This is a genomic window from Chryseobacterium jejuense (genome assembly GCF_017877355.1).
Lineage (GTDB): Bacteria > Bacteroidota > Bacteroidia > Flavobacteriales > Weeksellaceae > Chryseobacterium > Chryseobacterium jejuense_A.
The window spans coordinates 281058-303215 of record NZ_JAGIPR010000003.1; the positions used below are offsets into that span (position 1 = coordinate 281058).

At 35.4% G+C, this 22158-nt stretch carries 11 protein-coding genes; 2 read left to right on the forward strand and 9 right to left on the reverse strand.

All coding sequences use genetic code 11. The features are described 5' to 3' along the window. The first annotated feature begins 12 nt into the window (after positions 1-12). Both J2772_RS08470 and J2772_RS08475 read left to right on the forward strand, forming a co-directional pair. On the forward strand, positions 13-6141 hold the full coding sequence (locus J2772_RS08470) for an alpha-2-macroglobulin family protein (protein ID WP_209915623.1): 6129 nt from the start codon (positions 13-15) through the stop codon (positions 6139-6141). A gap of 141 nt (positions 6142-6282) precedes the next feature. Beyond that, positions 6283-7140, forward strand: coding sequence for a hypothetical protein (locus J2772_RS08475; RefSeq protein ID WP_209915626.1), 858 nt, complete (start codon positions 6283-6285; stop codon positions 7138-7140). Between the two features lie 112 nt (positions 7141-7252). Here J2772_RS08475 and J2772_RS08480 read toward each other — a convergent pair whose 3' ends face one another. From J2772_RS08480 to J2772_RS08520, 9 genes are all read right to left on the reverse strand, one after another. Beyond that, a complete protein-coding gene (locus J2772_RS08480) occupies positions 7253-8479 on the reverse strand; it encodes a hypothetical protein (RefSeq protein ID WP_209915628.1) in 1227 nt (408 codons plus the stop codon). Then, on the reverse strand, positions 8479-9405 hold the full coding sequence (locus J2772_RS08485) for a hypothetical protein (protein ID WP_209915630.1): 927 nt from the start codon (positions 9403-9405) through the stop codon (positions 8479-8481). The genes J2772_RS08480 and J2772_RS08485 overlap by 1 nt, the downstream gene beginning before the upstream one ends. Positions 9406-9409: 4 nt before the next feature. After that, the gene (locus tag J2772_RS08490) at positions 9410-10438 is read right to left on the reverse strand and encodes a hypothetical protein (protein WP_209915633.1); all 1029 of its coding nucleotides are present in this window, start codon (positions 10436-10438) and stop codon (positions 9410-9412) included. Between the two features lie 243 nt (positions 10439-10681). After that, positions 10682-12889 (reverse strand): peptidase domain-containing ABC transporter, encoded by a 2208-nt coding sequence (locus J2772_RS08495; RefSeq protein ID WP_209915635.1) that lies wholly within the window; start codon positions 12887-12889, stop codon positions 10682-10684. A 3-nt stretch (positions 12890-12892) separates the two neighbouring features. Then, positions 12893-14119, reverse strand: a complete 1227-nt coding sequence (locus J2772_RS08500) for a lanthionine synthetase LanC family protein (RefSeq protein WP_209915638.1) — start codon at positions 14117-14119, stop codon at positions 12893-12895. Then, complete coding sequence (locus J2772_RS08505) at positions 14106-17165, reverse strand: lantibiotic dehydratase (RefSeq protein WP_209915640.1); 3060 nt, start codon at positions 17163-17165, stop codon at positions 14106-14108. Before J2772_RS08505 ends, J2772_RS08500 begins: the two co-directional genes overlap by 14 nt. Positions 17166-17344: 179 nt before the next feature. Next, positions 17345-17530, reverse strand: a complete 186-nt coding sequence (locus tag J2772_RS08510) for a class I lanthipeptide (protein WP_045499348.1) — start codon at positions 17528-17530, stop codon at positions 17345-17347. A gap of 81 nt (positions 17531-17611) precedes the next feature. After that, positions 17612-19990 carry an outer membrane beta-barrel family protein gene (locus tag J2772_RS08515; protein ID WP_209915642.1) on the reverse strand — a complete coding sequence of 793 codons (2379 nt, stop codon included), beginning with the start codon at positions 19988-19990 and terminating at the stop codon, positions 17612-17614. A gap of 569 nt (positions 19991-20559) precedes the next feature. After that, positions 20560-21693: a 1-acyl-sn-glycerol-3-phosphate acyltransferase gene (locus J2772_RS08520; protein WP_209915644.1), complete on the reverse strand. Its 1134-nt coding sequence runs from the start codon at positions 21691-21693 to the stop codon at positions 20560-20562. Positions 21694-22158 lie beyond the last annotated feature (465 nt).

Sequence of the window (22158 nt, forward strand, 5' to 3'; positions counted from 1 at the left end):
AACTTAAAGATCATGAAACTTTCATTCAGAATATATTCCATTTTACCACTTTTGGTTTCAGCCTGCCTGTTTTCCCAGATTCGGCCTCCCAAACCTGTTCCCAGGGCTATAAAACCAGGAGTTTCAATACCAGATCCTATTTCATATCCTAAATCTAAAATGTCTTCACGCGATTCTATCCAACATGAAGTTCAGACGCTCATGAGCAGGTATTATGACTGGAGTGATGAGAATACCGATCCTGAAACCGATCAGATTCTTGTTCTCCGGGAAAAAATAAAAGAAACCAAAGGACTGCGCAAAACCCTTTATCAGTATTATCTGGCGAATATCTACACATCCTATATCAGTAATTACAGCTCAAGGATGAAGCAAAAAGATAGTACACCGCTTAGCGAACTTTCAGACGATTATAAAACCTGGGCCTTAAATGACTTCTACAGGGAAGCAGAACAACTCTACAGCCATGTATTTTCAAATAAGCAAAAATTACAAGACGAAAAAACAGAACTTTGGAAACAGCTTATAGAAAATGAAGAATTTACAAAGTATAAACCTACTCTTTATGATCTTGTAGCAACAGATTATTTGAGATTTTTACAGAATCTACCCTTTGATTATGATCAGATTGCAAAGAAAAAGATCATAGAAATTAAAGAGGAGCTGCTGCAGTTTCACACCAAAGACTCAGATAAAACAGCTTTGATTTACCTTAAAAGCACAGAAATTGAAGGCGATGCAAAAGAACAGTCACAGCAATTGATTGCATTGGCAGATGCTTTTCCTAAAGAACCTTTTTCAGCCTATCTTCTTTATCAGGCAGCCATTCTTGAAAGGGAGGAAACTTCGGATAACAATTTTCTGATTGCCCATCAGCTCTGCCAAAGGGCTATTGATGATATTTCCGCTTCTAACTGGAATAGTTACTGTAAAGGTTTGATTAATTACTTTGAACGTTCAGATCTGGCCATCGAACTTCCGGAAAGGAATCTTCCAGGAGAATATATTCCGATGAAGACAACCTATAGAAATACAGATGAAGTAAAAATAGAGCTGAGCAAAAGATCAGCTAAGATTGATTTTGATAAAGAGCCTGTCTGGAATGGATATTCCGTGAATGAAAAGCTGATTTCCTCTATCAATTATATCTATAGTTATCAGAGTTTCCGTACTGATATTTTTCCGGTGAAAGAATTTGGGGATTACAGGCTTCATGAGACTATTTTGGCTGTTCCACCTCTGGAAGAAGGGTTATATGAGATCAGAAGTTCTTTTGGAAATAATAACAACAGCAAGGTATTTGCCGTTTCAGACCTTTTTTATGTAAAAAGATTTGAAGATAATACGAAGGTAACTTTACAGGCTCTGAATACCAAGACAGGGAAAAGTATTGACAATGCTGAATACATCATGTATCAGAATATCAATGATTATGAACAGAAATATTCGGAGAAAAGAGAAAATAAACTGATAAAAACCGGAAATGGAGTCACTGATGCATCAGGGATGTTTTCATTGCTAAAATCCAGAAATCGGGAATATGATGCCAGTATTATTTATTTCCCACAGACGAAAAAATATTTTGTTATTGATAGAGATTATCGTGAAACGAGAGGCCGAGAAGAAGAGAAGACGAAAAAGGAACCTGTTAAGAAGGGCTTTATCATTTTTACAGACCGTGCAATCTACCGTCCTGGGCAGAAAATCTTTTACAAAGGAATTCTGGCGCAGGAATATTATGAAAAAACAAAGATCCTCCCTAAGCAGAAAGTGGAAGTGAGGCTGATAGATGCTAATTATAAAGAAATTGCTAAAACAGAGGTGGTTACTAATGAGTTTGGAAGTGTTAGTGGGACATTTACACTTCCGCCTGGAGGAGTTACAGGAAACTATTCTCTTGAGATGACAGCAGATCTGGGAGAGATTTCCGGAGAAAAAGAACAGAATGTCATTTATGAGAATAAATACGTAAGAGTTGAAGAATACAAAAGACCAAAATTCCGGGTAAACATTAATCCTGTAAAAGAAGCGTATAAGCTGGGAGATGAGGTAAAAGTAAGCGGAAAGGCAGAAGCTTTTTCAGGAGCTGATATTTCCGGAGCCAAAGTAAAATATGCAGTGAAAAGAAAGGGAATCTATTTATCAAGAAACTATTTTGAAGATTATTATTACCCGGCTTATAACGAAAAAGAAACTGAAGTCACTCATGGAGAAGTAGCTGCGGACAACAATGGAAGTTTCAGTATTTCATTCAAAGCGGAAGCTGATAAGCTGGATCGTAAAAGTAAAATAAGAAACTATCAGTATTTTGTTTCTTTCTATGTAACTGATGGTAACGGAGAATCCCAAAGCAGCCAATCCATCATCAATATTGGTGATACAAAAGCTAAAATCAGTATTGAAGGCGCAGAGCAAATGCTTCAGAAAGAATGGGAATCTGTAAAAATATCTTTGAGTAATCTCAACGATCAGAAAATAGAAGCTAAAGGAAAGCTAAACGTTACTCCATTGAAAGAGGAGAACAAGATCCTGCTTCCTAAATTCATCAAAAAATCAGGATACAATAGGTATAATTCCGAAGATTCTGAAGATAAAGTATTAGTACATTCCAGTTATGATAAAGAACTTTTTGATACCTATTTTCCATATATAAGTTATGAGTCGAATGGCAAAGTTAAGCCTAAAAAAGGAGAGCCTATATTTTCAAAGGAATTCAATACTTCAGAAACTGAAACGGTAAGTCTCCATAAGAATCCTGCTCCAGGAAAGTATCTTTTAGAAGCAGAATCAGTGATCGGTCATGATACTATTACAGCTTTTAAGGTTGTTGAAGTATTTGACAATATCACTTTCAGAAACGGCAAACCTGCTTATTTCGGAGTTCGTACAGATAAAGAATCATATACGGTTGGAGATAAAGCTGTCATTACTTTTTATTCAGATTTTGAAGAAGGTTTTGTGAATTACCGTTTTGTTCATGGTGAAAAAAAAGCTGATTATCAGCAGGTGGTTATGAAAAATGGAGTTGTAAATATTCCCGTAACCACTACTGATGCTGACCTGAAAGAAAAACTGTATATCGAATATGATTTCATTCACGATAACGATTTTGCCAAAGGAACTTTAAAATTAGAGATTAAAGAAAATACAAACCGGAATCTTGATATTACCACTCAGGTTTTCCGTGATAAAATTCAGCCCGGAGTACCTGAAAAATGGGTATTAACGATTAAAGGAAAAGATAAGGAAAAAATTAATGCTGAGGTGCTGGCTTCTATGTACGATGCCTCTTTGGATCAGTTTGTGAAGAATGAATACCGTTTCACTCCTTACAATGCTAACATGTATAACGAATACCGAGATTACGACTCCTATAATATGTCTCTTAATGACTTTCTCAAGGAACTGACCTCTTCAGTCTCAATGAATTTTAACAGAAGCAGTGAAAGATATTCCTTGCGGTCCGAACAATTCTATCCTTCTCCAAACGCGCCTTATTTTCAGAATACTTCTATCAGGGTTCTGGATTTATCAAGTCCTACCTCAACCTCTGCAATGTATATGACAGAAGCATCGCTGGATGAAGTTGTTGTGGTTGCATCAGGATACAGCCGGAAAGCGGAAAATAAAAAACCTGTTTATATTGTTGACGGAAAGCTGACGGATAAAAATATTCCCGAGGATGAGATTGCAGAAACCAAAAAGCTCAACCCAACTGAAGCGATGGCTTTATATGGAAACGATGCTGAAGGAGGCGCTATTGTGGTAACCTCTAAAAAAGCTATGAAAGAAGAATTGCTGAAAAAGGTAAAAGCAAGAACCAATCTGGATGAAACGGCATTTTTCTTTCCTACTCTTTACACCGATGCAGATGGAAATATAAAGCTGGAATTTACTTCCCCGGAAGCCCTTACCCAATGGAAGCTGATTCTGTTTGCCCACACCAAAGATCTGAAAACTGGGTCCGCCGAATTTTTTACCAGAACACAAAAGGAGTTGATGGTAACCCCAAATCCACCAAGATTTTTAAGACAGGGCGATAAAATACAGCTTTCAGCTAAAATAGATAACCTGTCGGATAAAGAAGCAACAGCAGATATTATGCTGTATCTCTTTGATCCGGAAACATCCCAACCATTAGATTCAATCTTTGTAAATATCAATTCCCTGAAGAAGATTAATATTGCAGCCAAAGGGTCTGCACAGGCAAGCTGGGATATTAAAATTCCGTATGCATTGGACCATGTAGGCTATAAAGTTATAGCAAAAACAAAGAATTATTCCGATGGAGAAGAGAACATTCTTCCTATCCTTTCCGATCGGATGCTGGTAACGGAAACGGTTCCGGTTTCTATCAAAGAAGGGCAGACTAAGACCTATACCATGAACGGATTACTGAATAATGCATCTACTTCGGCTGCCAATTTCAATCTGAGTGTAGAGCTTACTTCCAATCCTTTATGGTTTGCAGTAATGTCAATTCCATATCTGAGAACTTTTCCGCATGAATGTTCAGAACAATTGTTCAGCAGATTATACGGAAATATGCTTTCCACCTATATTATGAATTCTTCTCCAAAGATCAGGAAGGTTTTTGATGAATGGAATGCTAAAGAAACCCCATCCAATCCTTTAGATGCCAATGAAAATCTGAAAACAATTCTTATCGGAGAAACCCCATGGCTGAGCAGAATTAAAGATCAGAAAGAACAAATGGAGCAGCTTGCTGTTTTCTTTAACCTGAATACAATGCAGCGTGATCTTAAAAAAGCACAGCGAGACCTTGTTGACCGGCAAAATTCTGATGGAAGTTTTTCCTGGTTTCCTGGTGGCGGAAAAGATAAAACCATTTCCGGACATATCCTTGGTGGGTTTGGAAAGCTTAACAAAATGCTGAAAGGCAAGTCTGATGAGTATTTTACCAATGAAATCAACCGTGTTATCAAAAACAGCATCAGTTATCTGGACAAAGAATATTATGACAAACTCATCAATGACCGAAAATCAAGTGATAAAATGGATGTAGGCGACTATGTCTCCTATTTCTATTACAGAAGCTATTGGACAGAAACAGAGATTCCATCCGAACTGAAAAAAATGCTTAATACACTAGCCAATACCTATGTGAAGACCTTTGATGAATACAGCCTTTATCATCAGGCCATGATTGTTACTCTTTTACAGCGTTATGGATATCGTGATCTGGCTAAAAAATGTGTTGCCGATCTGAAAAAAGAAGCCAAAACTTCTGAAGAAAATGGAATGTACTGGGACAATAATATCTCTGGATGGTACTGGTATCAGGCCCCTATAGAAACACAGGCTATGCTGATAGAAGCTTTTTCAGAAGTCACTCCTGAAGATATGAAAAGTGTAGAAGAAATGAAGGTATGGCTATTAAAAAACAGGCAGACAGAAGGCTGGGGAACTACAAAATCTACTACTGAAGCAGTATATGCCCTGTTAAACTATGGGAAATCATGGCTGAATGCAGAAAAAGGAATCACCATGAAACTAGGAAACGAAACCATTTTTCCTGCCAACAATCTTTCCAAAACTTCAGAAGCTGGATTCTTTAAAAAATCTTATTCATGGAAAGACGTTACACCTGAAAAAGCGAAGCTTGAGGTTCAGAAAAACAGTCCGGGAATAGCGTGGGGTGGAATGTATTATCTGTATTATGAAGATATGGATAAGGTGATCGCTCACCATTCATCTGATGTTTCTGTGGAGAAGAAGCTTTTCCTGAAAATATTTGACGGAAACGAAAGCAAGCTTAAAGAAGTAACTACAGAAAACCCTGTTAAGTTGGGTGATCTGGTCACTGTAAGATTGGTCATTCATACCAGTAGAGATATGGAATATATTCACCTGAAAGACATGCGGGCAAGCGGTTTTGAACCTGTTAATGTACTTTCTTCCTATAAATGGCAAAATGGAGCCGGATATTATGAAAGTACCAAGGATGCAGCTACCCATTTCTTTTTTGATTCCCTACCAAAAGGAACTTATGTTTTTGAATATGAGCTGAAAGCGAATAATGTCGGAGATTTTTCAAACGGAATTACTTCCTTCCAGAATATGTATGCTCCGGCTATGAGTGCTCATTCTGAAGGGATGAGAGTGAAGATCGTGAAATAGAGTAGGAGGCTGGAAATTCCTTTTAGTCATATATCACTTCTTTTCCAGTTTCAAAATCTAAATAAAAATGGTTAAACATTGCATTTCGGCTTCAGGTTGTATTACATTTATGGATTCAAATAAAAACTAATAAGGAACTCTATGTCAAGATTACTATTGGGTATTCTGCTTTTTGTGATAGCCTGTAAAAAAGACGAAACTAAAAAGCTTACGGATATTGAACAGATACAATTTGAGAACTTTTCTCCGGAAGAATTCTATCAAAGTCACAATATATTCAATGCAGCAAAGGTGAATGTAGATTCTTTGAATGTCTATAATAAAGAGGTTCTCATAGGTGCCTATCAAATAGATACTTTTGATATTGATCCTAAAAATTATGTTTTTTACCCGGATTACACCTATTATAGCCAAAGAGGAGAAATGTTCGATCATATCACAGAAAAAGAGATCAAGGATGAACAGGTATCTGGGGGGATTCCTGTTTCGGAAATTGCTTTTTTCAGAAACATTAAGTTCAATTACGCCCATTTTATTCTGGATAAGAAAAGCAACCGGATCGTGGGCTGTCGTTTCAGTACTATTCCACATTCAGAGGCTAATTATTATCAAAAAACTATGGATTGGGTCCGCAAAGAATTGGGTAAGCCTCAATATAGTTACAATGGTTTTAGCGATGACGAAGGCGGGGCGGTTCATTATCCTTTGGTGTATGATATCTGGATCAGGGATGGAAAAATGCTTCAGTTCAATAAAGATATCAAAGATGAAGGCGATAAAAAATACGAATACATCACGCTTCTGACCCTCAATGAAAATCTGATTGATATTTTTGATAGTAGTCAAAATCTACGTTTTACCCTATTTAAAGACTTTTTTGATCCGGAGAGGTCAAGAAGACATATGCTGGAAGGAACTCTTATGAAACGTTTCGGAAAAAATGATTTGGAAAGAGCAGCTGAAATGATGAGAAAACATATTGATTCAGTGAGAAAATAAATTAATAGCTGATAAACAGGTAGTTTTATAGCGTTGTATAAATAAACCTCGGGCCATTTTCGAAGAAAATGGCCCGAGGTTTATTCAAACGGATTGAAGAGATCTTGGTCATTTAGAAAATTATTTTCAAATATTCTTTTGGTATCCACATGAAGCATAACACTAAAGTTCCGATTAACAGTAATGATAAAATCAATGTAGCGAGTTTAAATCCATCCAGTCTGAACTCTTTTTCCTGATTTCTGCCGGAACTGTGAAAACTTGCAAGACCATTAACATACGGCTGATTTTCCTTACCCTGAACCCTTCCATTTAGCGAAGAGAGGGAAGAGAGAGTATCTATATTTCTGTTTTGGTGGATACTGTCTGTAAATGACCGTTTGTTTTCGTGATGTCTTTTTTTAGCCGCTTCTACTTTTCCCTCAGATTTAAGATACTGAATAATTTCCTCTATTTTTTCCGAATATTGGTTAAATTCTTTCTGAATGACCTCCAGGCTGTTTTTAGATTCCTTTATTTTAGTTTCATTTTCCTGATGCCGTTTTTCATTTTGTGAGATCTGTTTGTTGAGATCCCCAACCAGTTTGGTTTTCTCTTCCTTTAAATTTTCTTTTTCCCTTTTCAGATCAGCGATAGCGCTTTGAAGAGCATGGAGTCTTTCTTCCTCAAGGTAATCAAGTTCCTTTTTAAAACCATCAGCATCTACAATTTTAAAAATCCTTTTTTGCTTTACAAATTTTCCAATTTCATGACTTTGGGTAAAATAAATGGTATCATAAACGTTCAGAAGATCAATGGCTTTGCTGAAAAAGATCTGCAGTTGGGCAGCATTGGTTTCACAGTATACGACAAGGTAATTATTATTAGATCGGGTAAAATCAAGTTCATCCACTTCCCGGACATTGAATCCTATTTTATCAAAATCTTTTGGTTTTTGGATGGAGAATTGATCGGAATGATTGATGGTAATGGTATCTTCTGAAAGATTATTTTTCTCAAGACTGTTCTGAAAGTCGTTCAAGGCATTAATGATAAGTCCCTCAGCAGCAATTTTATTAACGAAAAGCAAACTCGAGCCTATAAAAGTTCCGCCCCTGTCTGAGTTCTGTTCTTTTGCAAAAGTATAAACAGAGTAGGAGATAAGGTTATATCCACCGGCATAATCCTTCCGGATAGAATAGATATTGCTTTGAGGAAACAGCTTAATAGCATCCGTTTTTAGATCAAAGGTTCTTATTTCCCTGGCAATACTTTGATTTCCACCCAGAAAAAAGGTTTGTCTGAAGCCATTCGGGTTCCCAAAAGTCCCGAATGCGGAGAAAAAATAGTTACTGTCCATTAATTTGTAAAACTAAATTTTATACGTTCCCAGAATGTTCCTTCATAATCCAGATCGTAGCCTGTAATGCTTCTGTAGAGCCATTTCGCAAGCACTTCCGCTGTAGAAAGATTCAATAAGTCAATTTTTTCACTTCCGGTGGTATTCTGAATACTTCCGATCGTGTAATAGGATTTGCTTAAGCCATACGTATCAATACGTTGTGAAGTCATTGGCAGATGTTCAGAAATAAAAGAATCAAGGGCTTCGGCACTTTCCACATCCATTCTTCCGGATTTATCCCACTTGGAAATAACCAGAATAGCGTTCACTGATTTTAAATTTTTACCCTTTCTTTCCAGCTCATCCAGAAATTCATTGATTAAAGAATCATCTTTATACGCAGTTTCATAGCTGGTAACAATGATAAAAGTAAGCGGAATATTGGCATTCAGAAAGGTTTCTATGCTGCTGTGATAGCTTCCGCCTCTTCGGATATCATTATGGTTTTCCCCGGAAGTTTCCAGAAAGGTAAGATCTATAGGAACCACTCTTTTAGAACGGTTGTTTGGTTCAAAAACAAGATCCAGGCGGGTTACCTGATCCCTTGTCGTTCTGTTGGGAAGTACGCCCTGTCTGATGTTTTCAAAAAAATCCGAAAGCAAAACATTGGCTTCCTTAGAGTTGGGAGTTCCTAACTTTGGTCTCAAAACTCCGGCATACGATCGGAGATAATAAAGCATTGAGGAGAGAATCACAGATTTCCCGGACTCTGCTGTTCCGAAGAAAAAAACAAAATTGCTGTCCTTATTCCTGATATCGTTGGAGATCGTTTTGGCAATCGGGACAAAATCTTCTTTTATATCATTTTGAAAATCAAAAGATAACGGTTTTAGTGTTTCCTCTGTTTCAAAAGACAGAGGTTTTAAATGATCGTTCGTTTCCATGGGGTTAGTTATTAGGGATGATGGTTTTACCGCTTCTTTTATTGGTGAATACGCTTCTACCGTTGTTTCCGTTGTAGTTTCCTGAATCTGTTACCAGTAAAATGATAATAACGATCACGAAATCAAGCAAGATACAGCCAGCTAATACCACAAACTGGTACATTCCGAAGTTTTTAATGGCATGTTCAAAAGCAAAACCTATTTTCCCCACTTGCTGGGTTTTTGAAACCATAGGCTCAAAATGTATTTTGTCGTTTCCAAGAACTGTTTGTGCTCGGTTTCCCAGTTTATTGTAATCCGAGAGAGATTCATCAATTAATCCCTGAGAGAGCCCGTCTTTGTCTTTTTTAGACAAAAGCAGAAGATCCTGGATGTTCTTATTCCATTTAAAAGCTGCATTATTGATATCAGTTTTCAAAGCTCTTTCTTCAGGAGAAAGGTCTGAAATGATATTGTCAATCTGTTTTCCCATTCTTTCGGCAAGATCTTCGTAATCCTCACCAACCGGAGTCAGTAAATCCACTTTTTGCCCTGTTAATCTTTCTACATCCTTTATCAAAAGCTGGGCGCGGGTTCCGATACCTTTATTTCCGGGATCTTTGATCTGTTCCATCAGTTGTTTCTTCTTGATCTCAATATTTTGAGTGGTAGCTTTATTGTATTTATAGCTTAACTTCGATTCCACATCGTTTTCAAGAGCCGTGAAATTTTTATTAATATCACGAAGCTCATCCGTATAAATATCGGTTTTCATAAACCTTGTGTACAATGCATTAAAATTGGCTATAAAGCAGAACGAGGCAATAAAAATGTAAATTCCTACCAGGCTTCCGGTAGGCTTACCTTCCAGTTTGGCACTTCTCAACATCCAGCACAGGAAGAGGAGGAGCAATGATAAAACCAAGGCAATGACAAATGATGCGGGACCAAAGATCTGCTGTAATCCAATCCAGGTCTGGTAAAAACTTACGCTGATGAGTAATAAAGCAAGAATTCCCAAAAAGAGATCTGCAGGGGTCATTTTTTTATTCATAATGTATCTGTTGTTTCTTGAATGAGGTTATAAAAAACACTTTGTTTTATAATGCTCGAAACTACAAACAACGGCCTGAAAAAAATTACGGAAACCCGTAAAGGAAGGTACTCCTGATTGAGTCTAAATGATGATTTTATGAATTTTCATTAAGTAGATTGGGCAGATCGATCAGATCTTAGAATAATCTGCAGAAATAAGTTGCACAGAGAGAATTTAAACTTTCACTCCTTAAAGCAAGGTTTAATTTCCCAATTCCAATTGGTTTTTAACCAGATTGTAATATTCCTTTTGGGTATCCACCAATTGTTTATGATTTCCTTGCTCTACAATATGACCATCTTTAAGAACAATGATCTGATCTGCATTTTTAACGGTAGAAAGTCGATGAGCAATAATAACAACTGTTTTGCCCATAAAAAAAGACTGAAGGTTATTATGAATAATCCTTTCATTATCTGCATCAAGAGCTGATGTAGCTTCATCAAAAAAGATGTAGTGCGGGTTTTTGTATACGGCTCTTGCAATTAAAATACGCTGTTTCTGCCCTCCGGAGATTCCATTGCCAGCTGCCCCAATTTTTGTGCGGAGACCCAACGGAAGGCCATCTATAAAGCTTTTGATATTTGCTATATGAATAGCATGCTGCATTCGGTGATCATCAATTATTTCATCGCCGGTAGCAATATTACGCTCAATGGTATCTGAAAAAATATAGCCATCCTGCATTACTGTTCCGCTGTTTTCTCTTATACTTTTAGGAGACAAATGCTGTACATCTTGATCATTGTAGAATATTTTTCCGGCAGTGGGATCATAGAATTTTAAAAGCAGCTTCATCAATGTTGTTTTACCACTTCCGCTTGCTCCTACAATAGCCGTTATTTTGCCCTGAGGAATAAAAAGATCAATGTTTTCCAGTACAAACGGAGATTTAGGACCTTCATACTGGAATGATACTTTATCAAAATGAATTCCGTATGGAGTTCCGTTTGCTGTAAAAACGGAATGATGAATAAGCAAAGGTTGCAATCCCGTCTGTTCTTCTTGGGGATGGTTCTGAACTTCGTTAAGTCTGGTAAGACTCAATTTTGCTTCCTGTAAAGAACGGAAAAAATTGACCAGCTGATTAACAGGGCTATTCATCTGTCCTATAATGTAAGAAATACTTAATAAGGTTCCCAAGGACATTGAATCAATAACCACCAAATAAGCGGCAAGAAAAGTAACCAGAATATTTTTAGACTGATTAAGAATTTCAAAACCCGATAGCTGAATTTGGTTGATTTTCAGTATTCTTAAATTGGTCTTAAAGAGTTTCTGCTGTATATTTTCCCATTCTTTTCGTTTCAGATCTTCATATTTATTCAATTTCATTTCAGAAACGCCATTGATGATTTCATAAATAGCTTCCTGATTTTCACCCCGCTGATGAAATTTGAAATAATCTATAATCTCTCTTTTCTTAAGCCAGAAAAGTGACCATACTACAGAGATAGCAGTTAGGGCAATATATACGAGCATAATCCTGTAATCGTAGTAACATAATACTCCGAAGAAGACCGAGAAAGTGATTAAAGAAAATAGAGTCAGAATACTTTGTGAAGTTAAAAACTGTTCTATTCTTTCATGATCCTGAATACGCTGGCTAAAGTCTCCTAAAAGACGGGTGTCAAAGAATTTTATGGGAAGATGTAAAAGCCTTTTAAGGAAATCCGAGATAATTTGTATACTGATTTTAGTGCCAATTTTTAGTGTGATCCAGTTTCTTATAATTTCGAATATGACGTTTCCCGAAAAAAAAGCTAATTGAGCTAAAAGGATTATTCCAATCAGGTTGATATTCTTTTTATTAACACCATTATCTATAAGTTTTTGTGTCAGGATAGGAAAAACAAGGGTAGTTGAAGCTCCCAGTATCAATAAAAAAAACAATAAAAGAAGCTGCTTTTTATAGGGTAGGAGGTAAGAAGCCAGTTCTTTATAGGAAATATGGTCCTGAGTATTCTGATTGGTATTTTTATAAAACTTTTCCTCAGGTTCCAGAAGTAATGCTATGCCGGATTCTGAATCCGTTAGCCAGCTTTTTGTAAATTTATCTTCATTAAAAGAAATAAAACCATGTCCGGGATCAACAATTTTATACTTTTTTTTTTTACTGAATATCCCTTTTTTTATTTCGCGTAAAACAACAAAATGATTTTGATTCCAATGGATGATGCATGGAAGGGGAAGGGTTTCTAAATCTTCTACCTGTAACTGAACTCCCATGGCTTCAAAACCTAATTCAGTAGCAGCTTCATGTAATCCAAGCAGAGATACGCCTTCCCGGGTAAGGAAGGATTTGTCTCTGATATACTGAAGGCTGATGTCTCGTCCATAATGTGAGGCAATCATAGAAAGACAAGCAGGCCCGCAATCCATTTGATCATGTTGAGGAATAAATTTCATAAGCTATATTCCGGTTAATAATAGTTCGTTAGGATAAGGGAGCTTTTTATCGCTGCCTTGCATCAGAGTAATTCCAATTCCGGTTATCCCCCAAAAAAAAGAATATTTTGCTGAAGGGTGAATTTGCTGATCGTCTTCATAATCAAACTGAAAACCAGCCAATGTTTCTTTGTCAGCACTCCAGTAAGAAGTAATCTGATCATACCAATATTGAGAGCTTTCAGCATAGATCTTTTCAGAGGTTCTATTATAAAGATCAGCAAACATGTAATAAAGTCCGGAAGAACCATAAAGAATGCTTGAATCCTGAGTATGGCTGTGTTTTAGCTTCCGTCTGGAGCTTTCACATAGCATGTGTACGATCTCTTCTTCAAATTCTTTTATCTGGAATTTTTTTGCAGCATTATACAGTGCGTAAAGTATCCCAAGATCTCCATAACACATAGATAACTGAGTTTCATTGACTATTTCAGCGTTCGGATATCTATAAGGGAAAAAACCATTGATTTGATTTCTTTTTTGTTTCATCAAAAAATAAACAGCCTTACAGACGATGTCTTTGAATCTCTGTTCCTCCGTTTCCAGAATTTCATATTCGTATATCTTAGTCAGGAAATTAATAATCATTGCTGAACCATGTGAAAGTCCCAGATAGACTTGATTGCTATAGCTTGGTGAAGGCCAATACACTTCTTCCTGATTAAGAACAACAGCATTGTCAAGGATAGATGCTGTAATTTCATTTAAAACTTGTTTGGAATAAGGATCTTTATCATGAATATATCGATTAAGAAAATAATAGCCACTGGCAAGGCTTCCACTGAAGTAATCATAATCTTTTCTGTCCAGGTCTTGCTTTACCGTTTCGTACAGGGTATCATTGAGGTATTCATAATATTCTGAGAAGTCATATTCAAGATCAAAATTATTTTGAATAAACATCATCCCTTTACCAAAACTGGCCAGCGTTTGAGCAACAGAATCCCCTTTGTATTTGGGAATGTATTCATTATCCGTAGAGATTTTAGAAAGAAGATGAATAGACTCTTCAATCATAAGTTCTCCTTTATCCAGAAATTCTTTATTATCAAAATGTTTATAACAGTAGTAATACAATAAAGCAGCTCCCATTTTTCCATATTCTATTGAAGCATCAGAAAAAATAGAGATGTTTTGATCAATTTGTGTTATGATATTGTTGATGATATTTTGAATTTCAGACTTCCGCATTATGCTTTCTGTGTTTTATAGAATTGTAGGTTTTAAACATGAAAAAGTAAATAACAAATTCATGCATTCTTGCTTTTGTTAAAAAAATACGGTTCATATTCATGTGTACATAATCCTGTAACAAAGTAATATATGAAGAACCTGATTTTGTATTTTTTATTAAAGAGGTCAGTTCTCTTATATTTTCTGATCGTGTTATAAACGGGTGAATGAAATCTTCTATTTCGCTGTAATCATGCTGACGGAGAACAGATTCAAGATAATCTCTGTTTTCTCTGTATTTTTTATCAATTGATTTTTTAAATTTCTGTACATATTCCGGATTGGAATGATCCACATGCTCCGGAAGAAATGTTTGATAGAGCTGTTCAAATAAGCGAATTCTATCATCCAGTGAAACCTCAAAATCATCCATAAGCCGATTCAGTGAAAAAACACCTGTTTTCCATCTTATTTCTTCAGTAAGATTTTCAATGGTAAGAAAGTTCATTACTGCTAAGCTGTCATAATAAAACAATTTCTCAGAAAGCTCTATATTTTCAGCGCCATATCTTTCAACTTCCTGTTTGTAGGTATCAATTTCAAAAGAGCTGATCATTTCATTTTCAAGAAGTACAGAAAGTTTGTTATTCAGATACTGAAGGCTTGCTTCATTGATCTTTTTCTTGATCCGGAAACGTACATGATACTCAGGGTCCTGAAATCTCAGAAAGAACCATGGACATTCAGGATCATCCTGTTCGAAATGTTCTACATAATCTGCAAGAACTTCTGTGATGATGGTATCCGCATATTTATGACTTGTATAGATCTTATAAAAACTCCACTCATCACCCGGAATATATTTTCTTTTCTTTGTCTCGGTATGCTCTGTAAAATTATGGGCAGATGATGTTTTCTCTTCTTTTACTGTAAATGGGAAGATAAATTCGGACGCAAATGATTTTCCATTTTCGTTAGGTAATTGCAAAGGCTCAAAGTATTCATACAAGAAGATGTTTTCTTTTGTAATCTGTCTTGCCAGAATATGGAGACAGGTTTCATTAGTAGTGTCCAAAACCAGAACATTATCTCTCTCTTTAATGGTGCAGAACTGAGGAATACATTTGTTGATGATCAGCTTTTTCAGTTTTTCAGCGGTCATATCTTTATCCATGTCAATTCGCCAGCAGGCTTCCGACAGAATAAATTCTTTGTATTCCACTCGGGGAAGGAAACTGTTTTTTTCAAGAAATCCCCAATTCCAAAGAAACCCTAAATCAATCCCATTGAATTGATAATCGCCTAAAAACTTGATAACCGGGAGCTGATTGTCCCCATAATTATAGGCATTAGTGTACTTTGGTCTTATTTCTTTGTTGAGTTTTTTTGATCTTAGCTTTAATCTTCCGTTTTCAAAACGGATATAAATATCATTAATTAATATAACAGAATCTCCATTATTTTTACTTTCTGAAACATAAGGTAATTCATAGGTATGAAAGTTGGGCCGTTGTAAAACATTGCCCAGCCTGTCCTCTCTATGGTGGAGCAATTCTGCATAAATACAATCTTCCGAATCTTTTTCAGAAATTGTTTTTAAGTTTTCGGCCAATGCAGGATCATGATATGCAAATCTTGACAATACAATATTAGCCAATGGAGTAGGAATAGGAGAAACGGTAAGAAATTTAAAATTTCCATTATCAATATCCTCCTGAGATTTACATATAAATGAACCAAATATATGATTGTTATAGCCAAAAGAAAGAGGTGGATCCTGTTTTTTACCTACTTCTTTTACATCTTGCTCCGTTAAGACAACAGGGGTAAAAGTTTCAGGAGAAAAACAATGAATATATTTGTCAAGAACCAATTTGACAATAGGGGGAACGCTTTCATGGTTCTCTGAATCTTCAAAAGTAAAATAGAGCTCATCCAGCAAAGGGGTTTCTTCAAGATTGCCACTAATGTGATAATCATATCCTACCCCAAAGTCCGGATCAAGAGCTTTAACCAATGGTACCTCCATGGTTTCGAATTTCCTAATAAATCGCTTAGTGAAGTTTGATAGCCTGTGATTAGGCTTAGCTTTCACCAATGGTATTAATTCTTCGGTTCTTTTGGATAGTAAAGATGTTACCTTTTGGTTAACAGACTGGTGTGCTAGTGGAATGATAGAATCAATTTGAACGATTTGTCTGTTTTCATCAATGATGTCTGCAAATTCCTGAGCTTTGTTTTCAATTTCTTCTACGATAGTGTTTGATGTAAAAACATCATATGTTTTATCTTGTATTTTTGCAATCGATTGTAATGAATCTGTTTTATATCCATATTGCGTAAGATATTTTTGGAGTTCTGATAATGGATCTTCCAGACTCGTCATATACGGTGGAAGTTTATCAACTAATATTTTACTTTCTATCAGGGAGTTGATGTATTCTATAATTTCATGGTCATCAATATCCGGTATTTGTTGTGAAATAAGGTTTTGTATTTCTGAAATGGTGGTTCCGCTTTGAGCCTGATCAATAATAGAACTCAGGATAGGATTTATAGGAACTTCATTTATTTCATAATCATAACGTTCACTCCAGCTGATGTATCTCCAGTTATCTCCACTGGTATAAAGAGTGTTATTGAGAAAATAAGGAATTTTTTCATTATTCTCTGCGATGATAATGTCTTTTAATTTTCTGAGGAAAAGTACATCTGTTCGTACTTTTAAAATAAGATCATTACTTTTTAACAGAATATTTGTTTCACCTTGGTATGTTTTTCCTGAATTAAAACCCGCAAACAATCCATACGGCGTGCATCTGGTGCACATTCTGGAATAATATTTGTATAAACTTTGAAGAACTCGGTCTGAAGGATCAAAGATGGTTTCTTTGTCATTTAGCCAATCCAATGCTATATTGTAGAAAGTTCTTGTGGCAAGATATAAAGCATTGAGGAAAATTGTTTCCGCAAAATATCTTTTAACCACATGAATGTCTTTTGCCATCATGGCATCATTCAACTGCTTCATGTTGGTAAATGGAAGGGTCGAAATTCTGACCACAAAAAAATTTGTAGGAATAAGGAAGTTTGGTTTCAATTTTTTTGTATTATAAATGAGACTTCTTAGGATAAAAGATAACAGGATGGATGCTATTAATCACCAGTATAAGCTGGATTTATAGCTGAGAAGAATAAAAGAAACCCTCCCAGTTTCTTCAAAAGGGAAGGTTTCAGAATAATTTATAAGTTAGTTGCTCCAGTTGTTGATGTAGTGGTGCAATTGTTTGTAACAGAAGTAGTTGTGCAATCACCTTCTCTTACCGGTGTAATAGCTTTGTTACCTCCTTTTACTGTGCTTAGTTGTCTTTCGTTTAATTTAGCAATTGTTTTTTTGTTTAATTGCAGTTGGCTGAATTTGTTGTTCATGATATTAAAATTTTATAAATTTAGTCTCTACTCTCTTAAAGGATTTTCGAGTTTCTCCTGCACGCGCGTGTATTTTTTATGTTAATTAGCTCTTGATTTTTCTTCGAATCTTATATTTTTTCCAGCTCCTTTTACTTTCTTATTTCCAAAAGAATAATTGACACTCAGGTTCAGCCTTCTTTGGTCAAAGTAATTGTAAAACTCATTACGGTAACCGGCATTGTAAGAATATCCTTCACTGGTTAATGTTTTGAACAGGTCATTTAATACGGCACTAATATTTAGCCTTTTATCAAAAAATGATGCTTTAATCCCCGGAGAAAAGTTCATTTGGGTTTTGATCTTTATATTAGAATATACATAAGGCAGGTCATGCCAGAAATTCACTAGTAAAGACCATGTTTTAGCCTTATTAAGGCTTATTGTATTATATATAGTGTATGAAAATGAAGACAATTCAATTTTTTCTGCTTCAGGGATAATCGGTTTTGTGGATGCATAAGTTCCGGTTGCACTTAATGATGTTTCCCATATGTTAAAGAAAGTCTCATTATAGGATAATTGTAACCCTATTTTATTTTCGTTATATGCATTTTCAAAAACATTGGTATAGATACCATTCACAAGGCGGGCTATATTTGATAATCCGTTTTTATTATACTGATTATATAGCGTTGCGCTGAACTTATTTTTAAGCGTATAGGTGAGCTCAACATTATCATTATAGGAAGGAGATAAAGTAGGAGTCCCTGTAAAATACATATAAGGATTGGTATACCATCTGAAAGGATTAAGCGTCTGAAAGCTTGGCCTTTCTATTCTTTTGGAATAGCTAAGAGAAAATACATGGTCATCACTAGGCTTATATCGTACATAAGCAGTAGGAAATAACCTGCCATATTTACCTTCCGTTATATTTCCCTGTACTTCTGAATTGGTACCATTAAATTGAGTATACTCATATCTTAAACCTGCTTTTGCAGACCATTTTTCACTGAAATCTTTTTGATAGCTTAAATAAGCAGCATAATTATGCTCTTTATAATGAAAATTATTACTATTAGCAGGGTTTATAACATAGTCCGGACCTATAAGGTTGTAATATTCAACATTGGATTTATTATCAAATGATGTATATTTTACCCCTGTTTCAATATTTCCCCATTGATAAGGAAGGGTAAGATCTGCCTGTCCCGAATAAATGTTATAATTCATATAACTGCTATTCCGAATTGTAGTTTCCTGTGCTGAAAAATTATTTAATGTATTAAAATCATTTATTTTATCAGGCGCATTGTTGAGGTAGTTGGCTGTTATGCTCAATTTTTTTCCTAAAGTATCTAATTTAAGATCATAATACGCATTTAAAGTATGCGTAGGTGTTTTCCAAACTTGCTTCTGGACGGTGCTTAATGTAGAGTCCACAATCCCAAGGCGCTCATATCTGCTTGCTCCATCAGCATTCATAGTGCTGCGCTGCCTGTTAAAGTCGTAAATGATCCCTATATTTTGTTTAGCAGTAATCTTATAATCTAAACTGTAGTTAAAACCTACTATTTTTACTTCATCTTTTCTTACTTCATTAGTGTAGATGCTATTGTCTGACCCTATAAGACTTCTTGTTCCTTTAGGTCTTGCTGAATTATTATACTGACGAAGTTTCAGAGAGGTACTGATTTTCTTTGACTGATAATTCAATGTTAAACCTGATCCAAACCCATAATAACTGGTTTTCTGATAAGAGGCACTGGCATTTCCGCTCCAGCCCAGATTTGGATTTTTTTTCATGATGATATTAATCATTCCGCTGTTGCCCTGTGCTTCATATTTTGAAGGCGGAGTGGTAATCACTTCAATTTTAGAAATATCATCAGACCTCAGAGACTGTAAATAACCCGCTAATTCATTTTGTGAAAGATTGATCAATCGGTCATTAATCATAACCACTACATTCCCTTTTCCTACGATAGAAACATTTTCATTCTGAATTCTAATGAGCGGAGTGTTTCGTAAAGCGTCTAATCCCGTCATCCCCTGAGAGGCAATAGAATTTTCAACGTTATATACTAAACGATCAACTTTTCTTTCAATAAGTTTTTTGGATGACTTGATGTTTACGGCCTCTATTTTTATAGATGGATCTTCTGTAATTTGAATTTGACCTAAATCTACACTAGACTGAAGGTTAATTTTCTTTTCAAGATATTTTTTACCGAGATATTCAGTAATCAGAATATAATCACCTTTTTCGCCTTTAAGGGAAAAGTTACCTGAACTGTCAGTTAATCCATTTACTACTAATGTTTTATCAGTGTTTTGTAATTTGATTTGAACAAATTGAAGCGGCTGCTTATTAGAGTCTGTGATCTTACCTGTAACAGAGAATTCCTGAGCAAATACAACGCCACTACTTAAAAGTGTAAGTACAGTTAAAGGAGAAGTAAATTTACTTAGTATCATGTTATTAGTTTGGTTTGGAGTGGTTATTATTCCCTTCCAAAGGAAATAAATTTTTATTAACTAGCCAAATTCTAAAATGAATAAAGTAATTATTTTTTAGTTTTTCACTTAATAATATAAGCTTAATGTACTGTTTTTCAGTTTTTTATAATGATCGTATTTTTTTTCAAAAAAAATCATTTTTCTTGTTTTTAGAATAAAAAAAAGCTAATTATATCTCCAATTTGTGAAATTATGTTAAATAAATAAGCGTTATTTATGCAGAATTATTACTTAATTATGACAATTATATGAAAACATGATGAAGGAGCTCTTGTCGTTTTTAGATAATCTGTAATCTATTTTAGAAGAAATCCAGGATAAAATTATTCCTCTTTCATCAACAACAAAAAAGATAGTATGGTTTAGAAGTCTGTGAAAGTTATAATCTGGAAGAAAGATAAGGGAAGGAGACAATGAATACTGTTTCTATCTAAAAAGTTAGCCACTAATACATGAATAAAGAAAAAAATGTGCATTAGTGGCCAAAAATATCTGTGCAGATCTGAGAAAATCTGTGGTTAGAAAAATTAGTTTTCTTCCGCCTTTAATTTATTCACCAAAGGATTGGCATACATTGCCAGAAAATATTCTTTAGAAACAGGATCAGACGGATCTATACGCATCTCTAATCTTCGGATAAACAATTGTTTCTCCTGCTCTGTATATTGAGAAGAGTAGGTGTCTGTATTGTTGATCAGATCGTAGGCTATATATTTCGTAGGCCAAAGCTTGTAATTTTGAATGATAGAATCATCAATCAACTGTACAATAGCCTGTAACTGCTTGTTTTTATTCTCAATCGTAGCGGCAATATGATCCAGTTCGGTATCAATAACATCACCAGCATGTATATGAATTCTTTTCTTTTGTCCTAAAATTCCGCTGAGTATCGTGGTAAAATCTTCGTTTTTTCCTTTAACGTATTCTTCATCTCTATGCTGTGCCAGCAGTTGAGGCATTTTTAAGGAATCTGTAGGATCATATTCATAAGAGATGGAGATAGGAACGATCTTTAATGTTTTAAAATAATCTATTAGAGATTGGTCGCCGGCTGCCATAGCTGACATTTTTAAAACTCCTTGCTGGGTAGCATCATTTCCGTCTTTAGCACGGCCTTCACGCTGGGCAATCCATACAGAGCGGTTTTCCTGAAGCAGCTGTTCCTTAATATATTCAGACATAACCTGTGAACTTGTAAGCTGATCACGAAGGGAAAGCCCCCTTTGAACTAAAAAGTTACGGTTCAGTTTAGCCAGTACATTCAGAAAGCTTCTTTTTACAAGATTATCACCAATGGCTGAAGCCGTCATAATATGGCTGCTTTCCAACAGAACCAGGTTAAGGAGTGAAGTATCCAGCACAATGTCCCTGTGATTCGAAATATAAAGGTAGGGTGTATTCTTATCAAGCTTATCAAAACCTGAAGTCGTTAATCCCTCAGAACTTTTGGCAAGTATCTGACGAACGGCATACGCCACAAACTGATGCTGAAAATCACTAATAGAATGGACATTTTTAAACTGTTCCAGCCAAATCTGCTCATCCACACCGGGAAAAGTAAAGTTCATCAGTGCTTTCATCATCGGATCACGGGCTATACTCTGTAATCTTTCGTTCACTTCATGATCATAGAAATACCGGATTTCATCAAACTTCGACATGGGCTTATTTAAAAATTAAAACTTTTTGCAAAAGAACGAAAATTTATCTGGGGATAGGGTATAAAGGGTGTTAAAGTATTATGATGGGCGTAGGAATTAGAGAAATCATCTGGTGAACTGAAGTAGGTCTACCATTTGTTCCACTATATTTAATCCACAAAAGTCACAAAAGCTTTTATTTAAAACACATTAGTCCACTTAAGTAAGTTTAGAAGTATCCTGTATAATAAGTTCACATAAGAAGAAAATCAAAGATTTTCAAAACCTTAAGTGTACTTCTTATGCGTAAAGTTTGTCACTTGAAATAACTTAAGTGTTTAATTCTTTTGTGGTTAAACCATTAAGGGTTTTAAGTTATTAAGAAAAGTTAAGATGAAAATCAAAGATTTTCTTTAGACCGACCCTTAAAGCAAAGCTCTTCTTAATACTCTTATATCCTTAATTTTTTCTTAATGGTTTAAGATG

Coding starts and splice junctions, on each gene's coding strand:
- J2772_RS08490 (WP_209915633.1), bottom strand. CDS start 10,438: ATGAATAAAAAAATGACCCCTGCAGATCTCTTTTTGGGAATTCTTGCT.
- J2772_RS08475 (WP_209915626.1), top strand. CDS start 6,283: ATGTCAAGATTACTATTGGGTATTCTGCTTTTTGTGATAGCCTGTAAA.
- J2772_RS08470 (WP_209915623.1), top strand. CDS start 13: ATGAAACTTTCATTCAGAATATATTCCATTTTACCACTTTTGGTTTCA.
- J2772_RS08500 (WP_209915638.1), bottom strand. CDS start 14,119: ATGCGGAAGTCTGAAATTCAAAATATCATCAACAATATCATAACACAA.
- J2772_RS08520 (WP_209915644.1), bottom strand. CDS start 21,693: ATGTCGAAGTTTGATGAAATCCGGTATTTCTATGATCATGAAGTGAAC.
- J2772_RS08515 (WP_209915642.1), bottom strand. CDS start 19,990: ATGATACTAAGTAAATTTACTTCTCCTTTAACTGTACTTACACTTTTA.
- J2772_RS08480 (WP_209915628.1), bottom strand. CDS start 8,479: ATGGACAGTAACTATTTTTTCTCCGCATTCGGGACTTTTGGGAACCCG.
- J2772_RS08485 (WP_209915630.1), bottom strand. CDS start 9,405: ATGGAAACGAACGATCATTTAAAACCTCTGTCTTTTGAAACAGAGGAA.
- J2772_RS08510 (WP_045499348.1), bottom strand. CDS start 17,530: ATGAACAACAAATTCAGCCAACTGCAATTAAACAAAAAAACAATTGCT.
- J2772_RS08495 (WP_209915635.1), bottom strand. CDS start 12,889: ATGAAATTTATTCCTCAACATGATCAAATGGATTGCGGGCCTGCTTGT.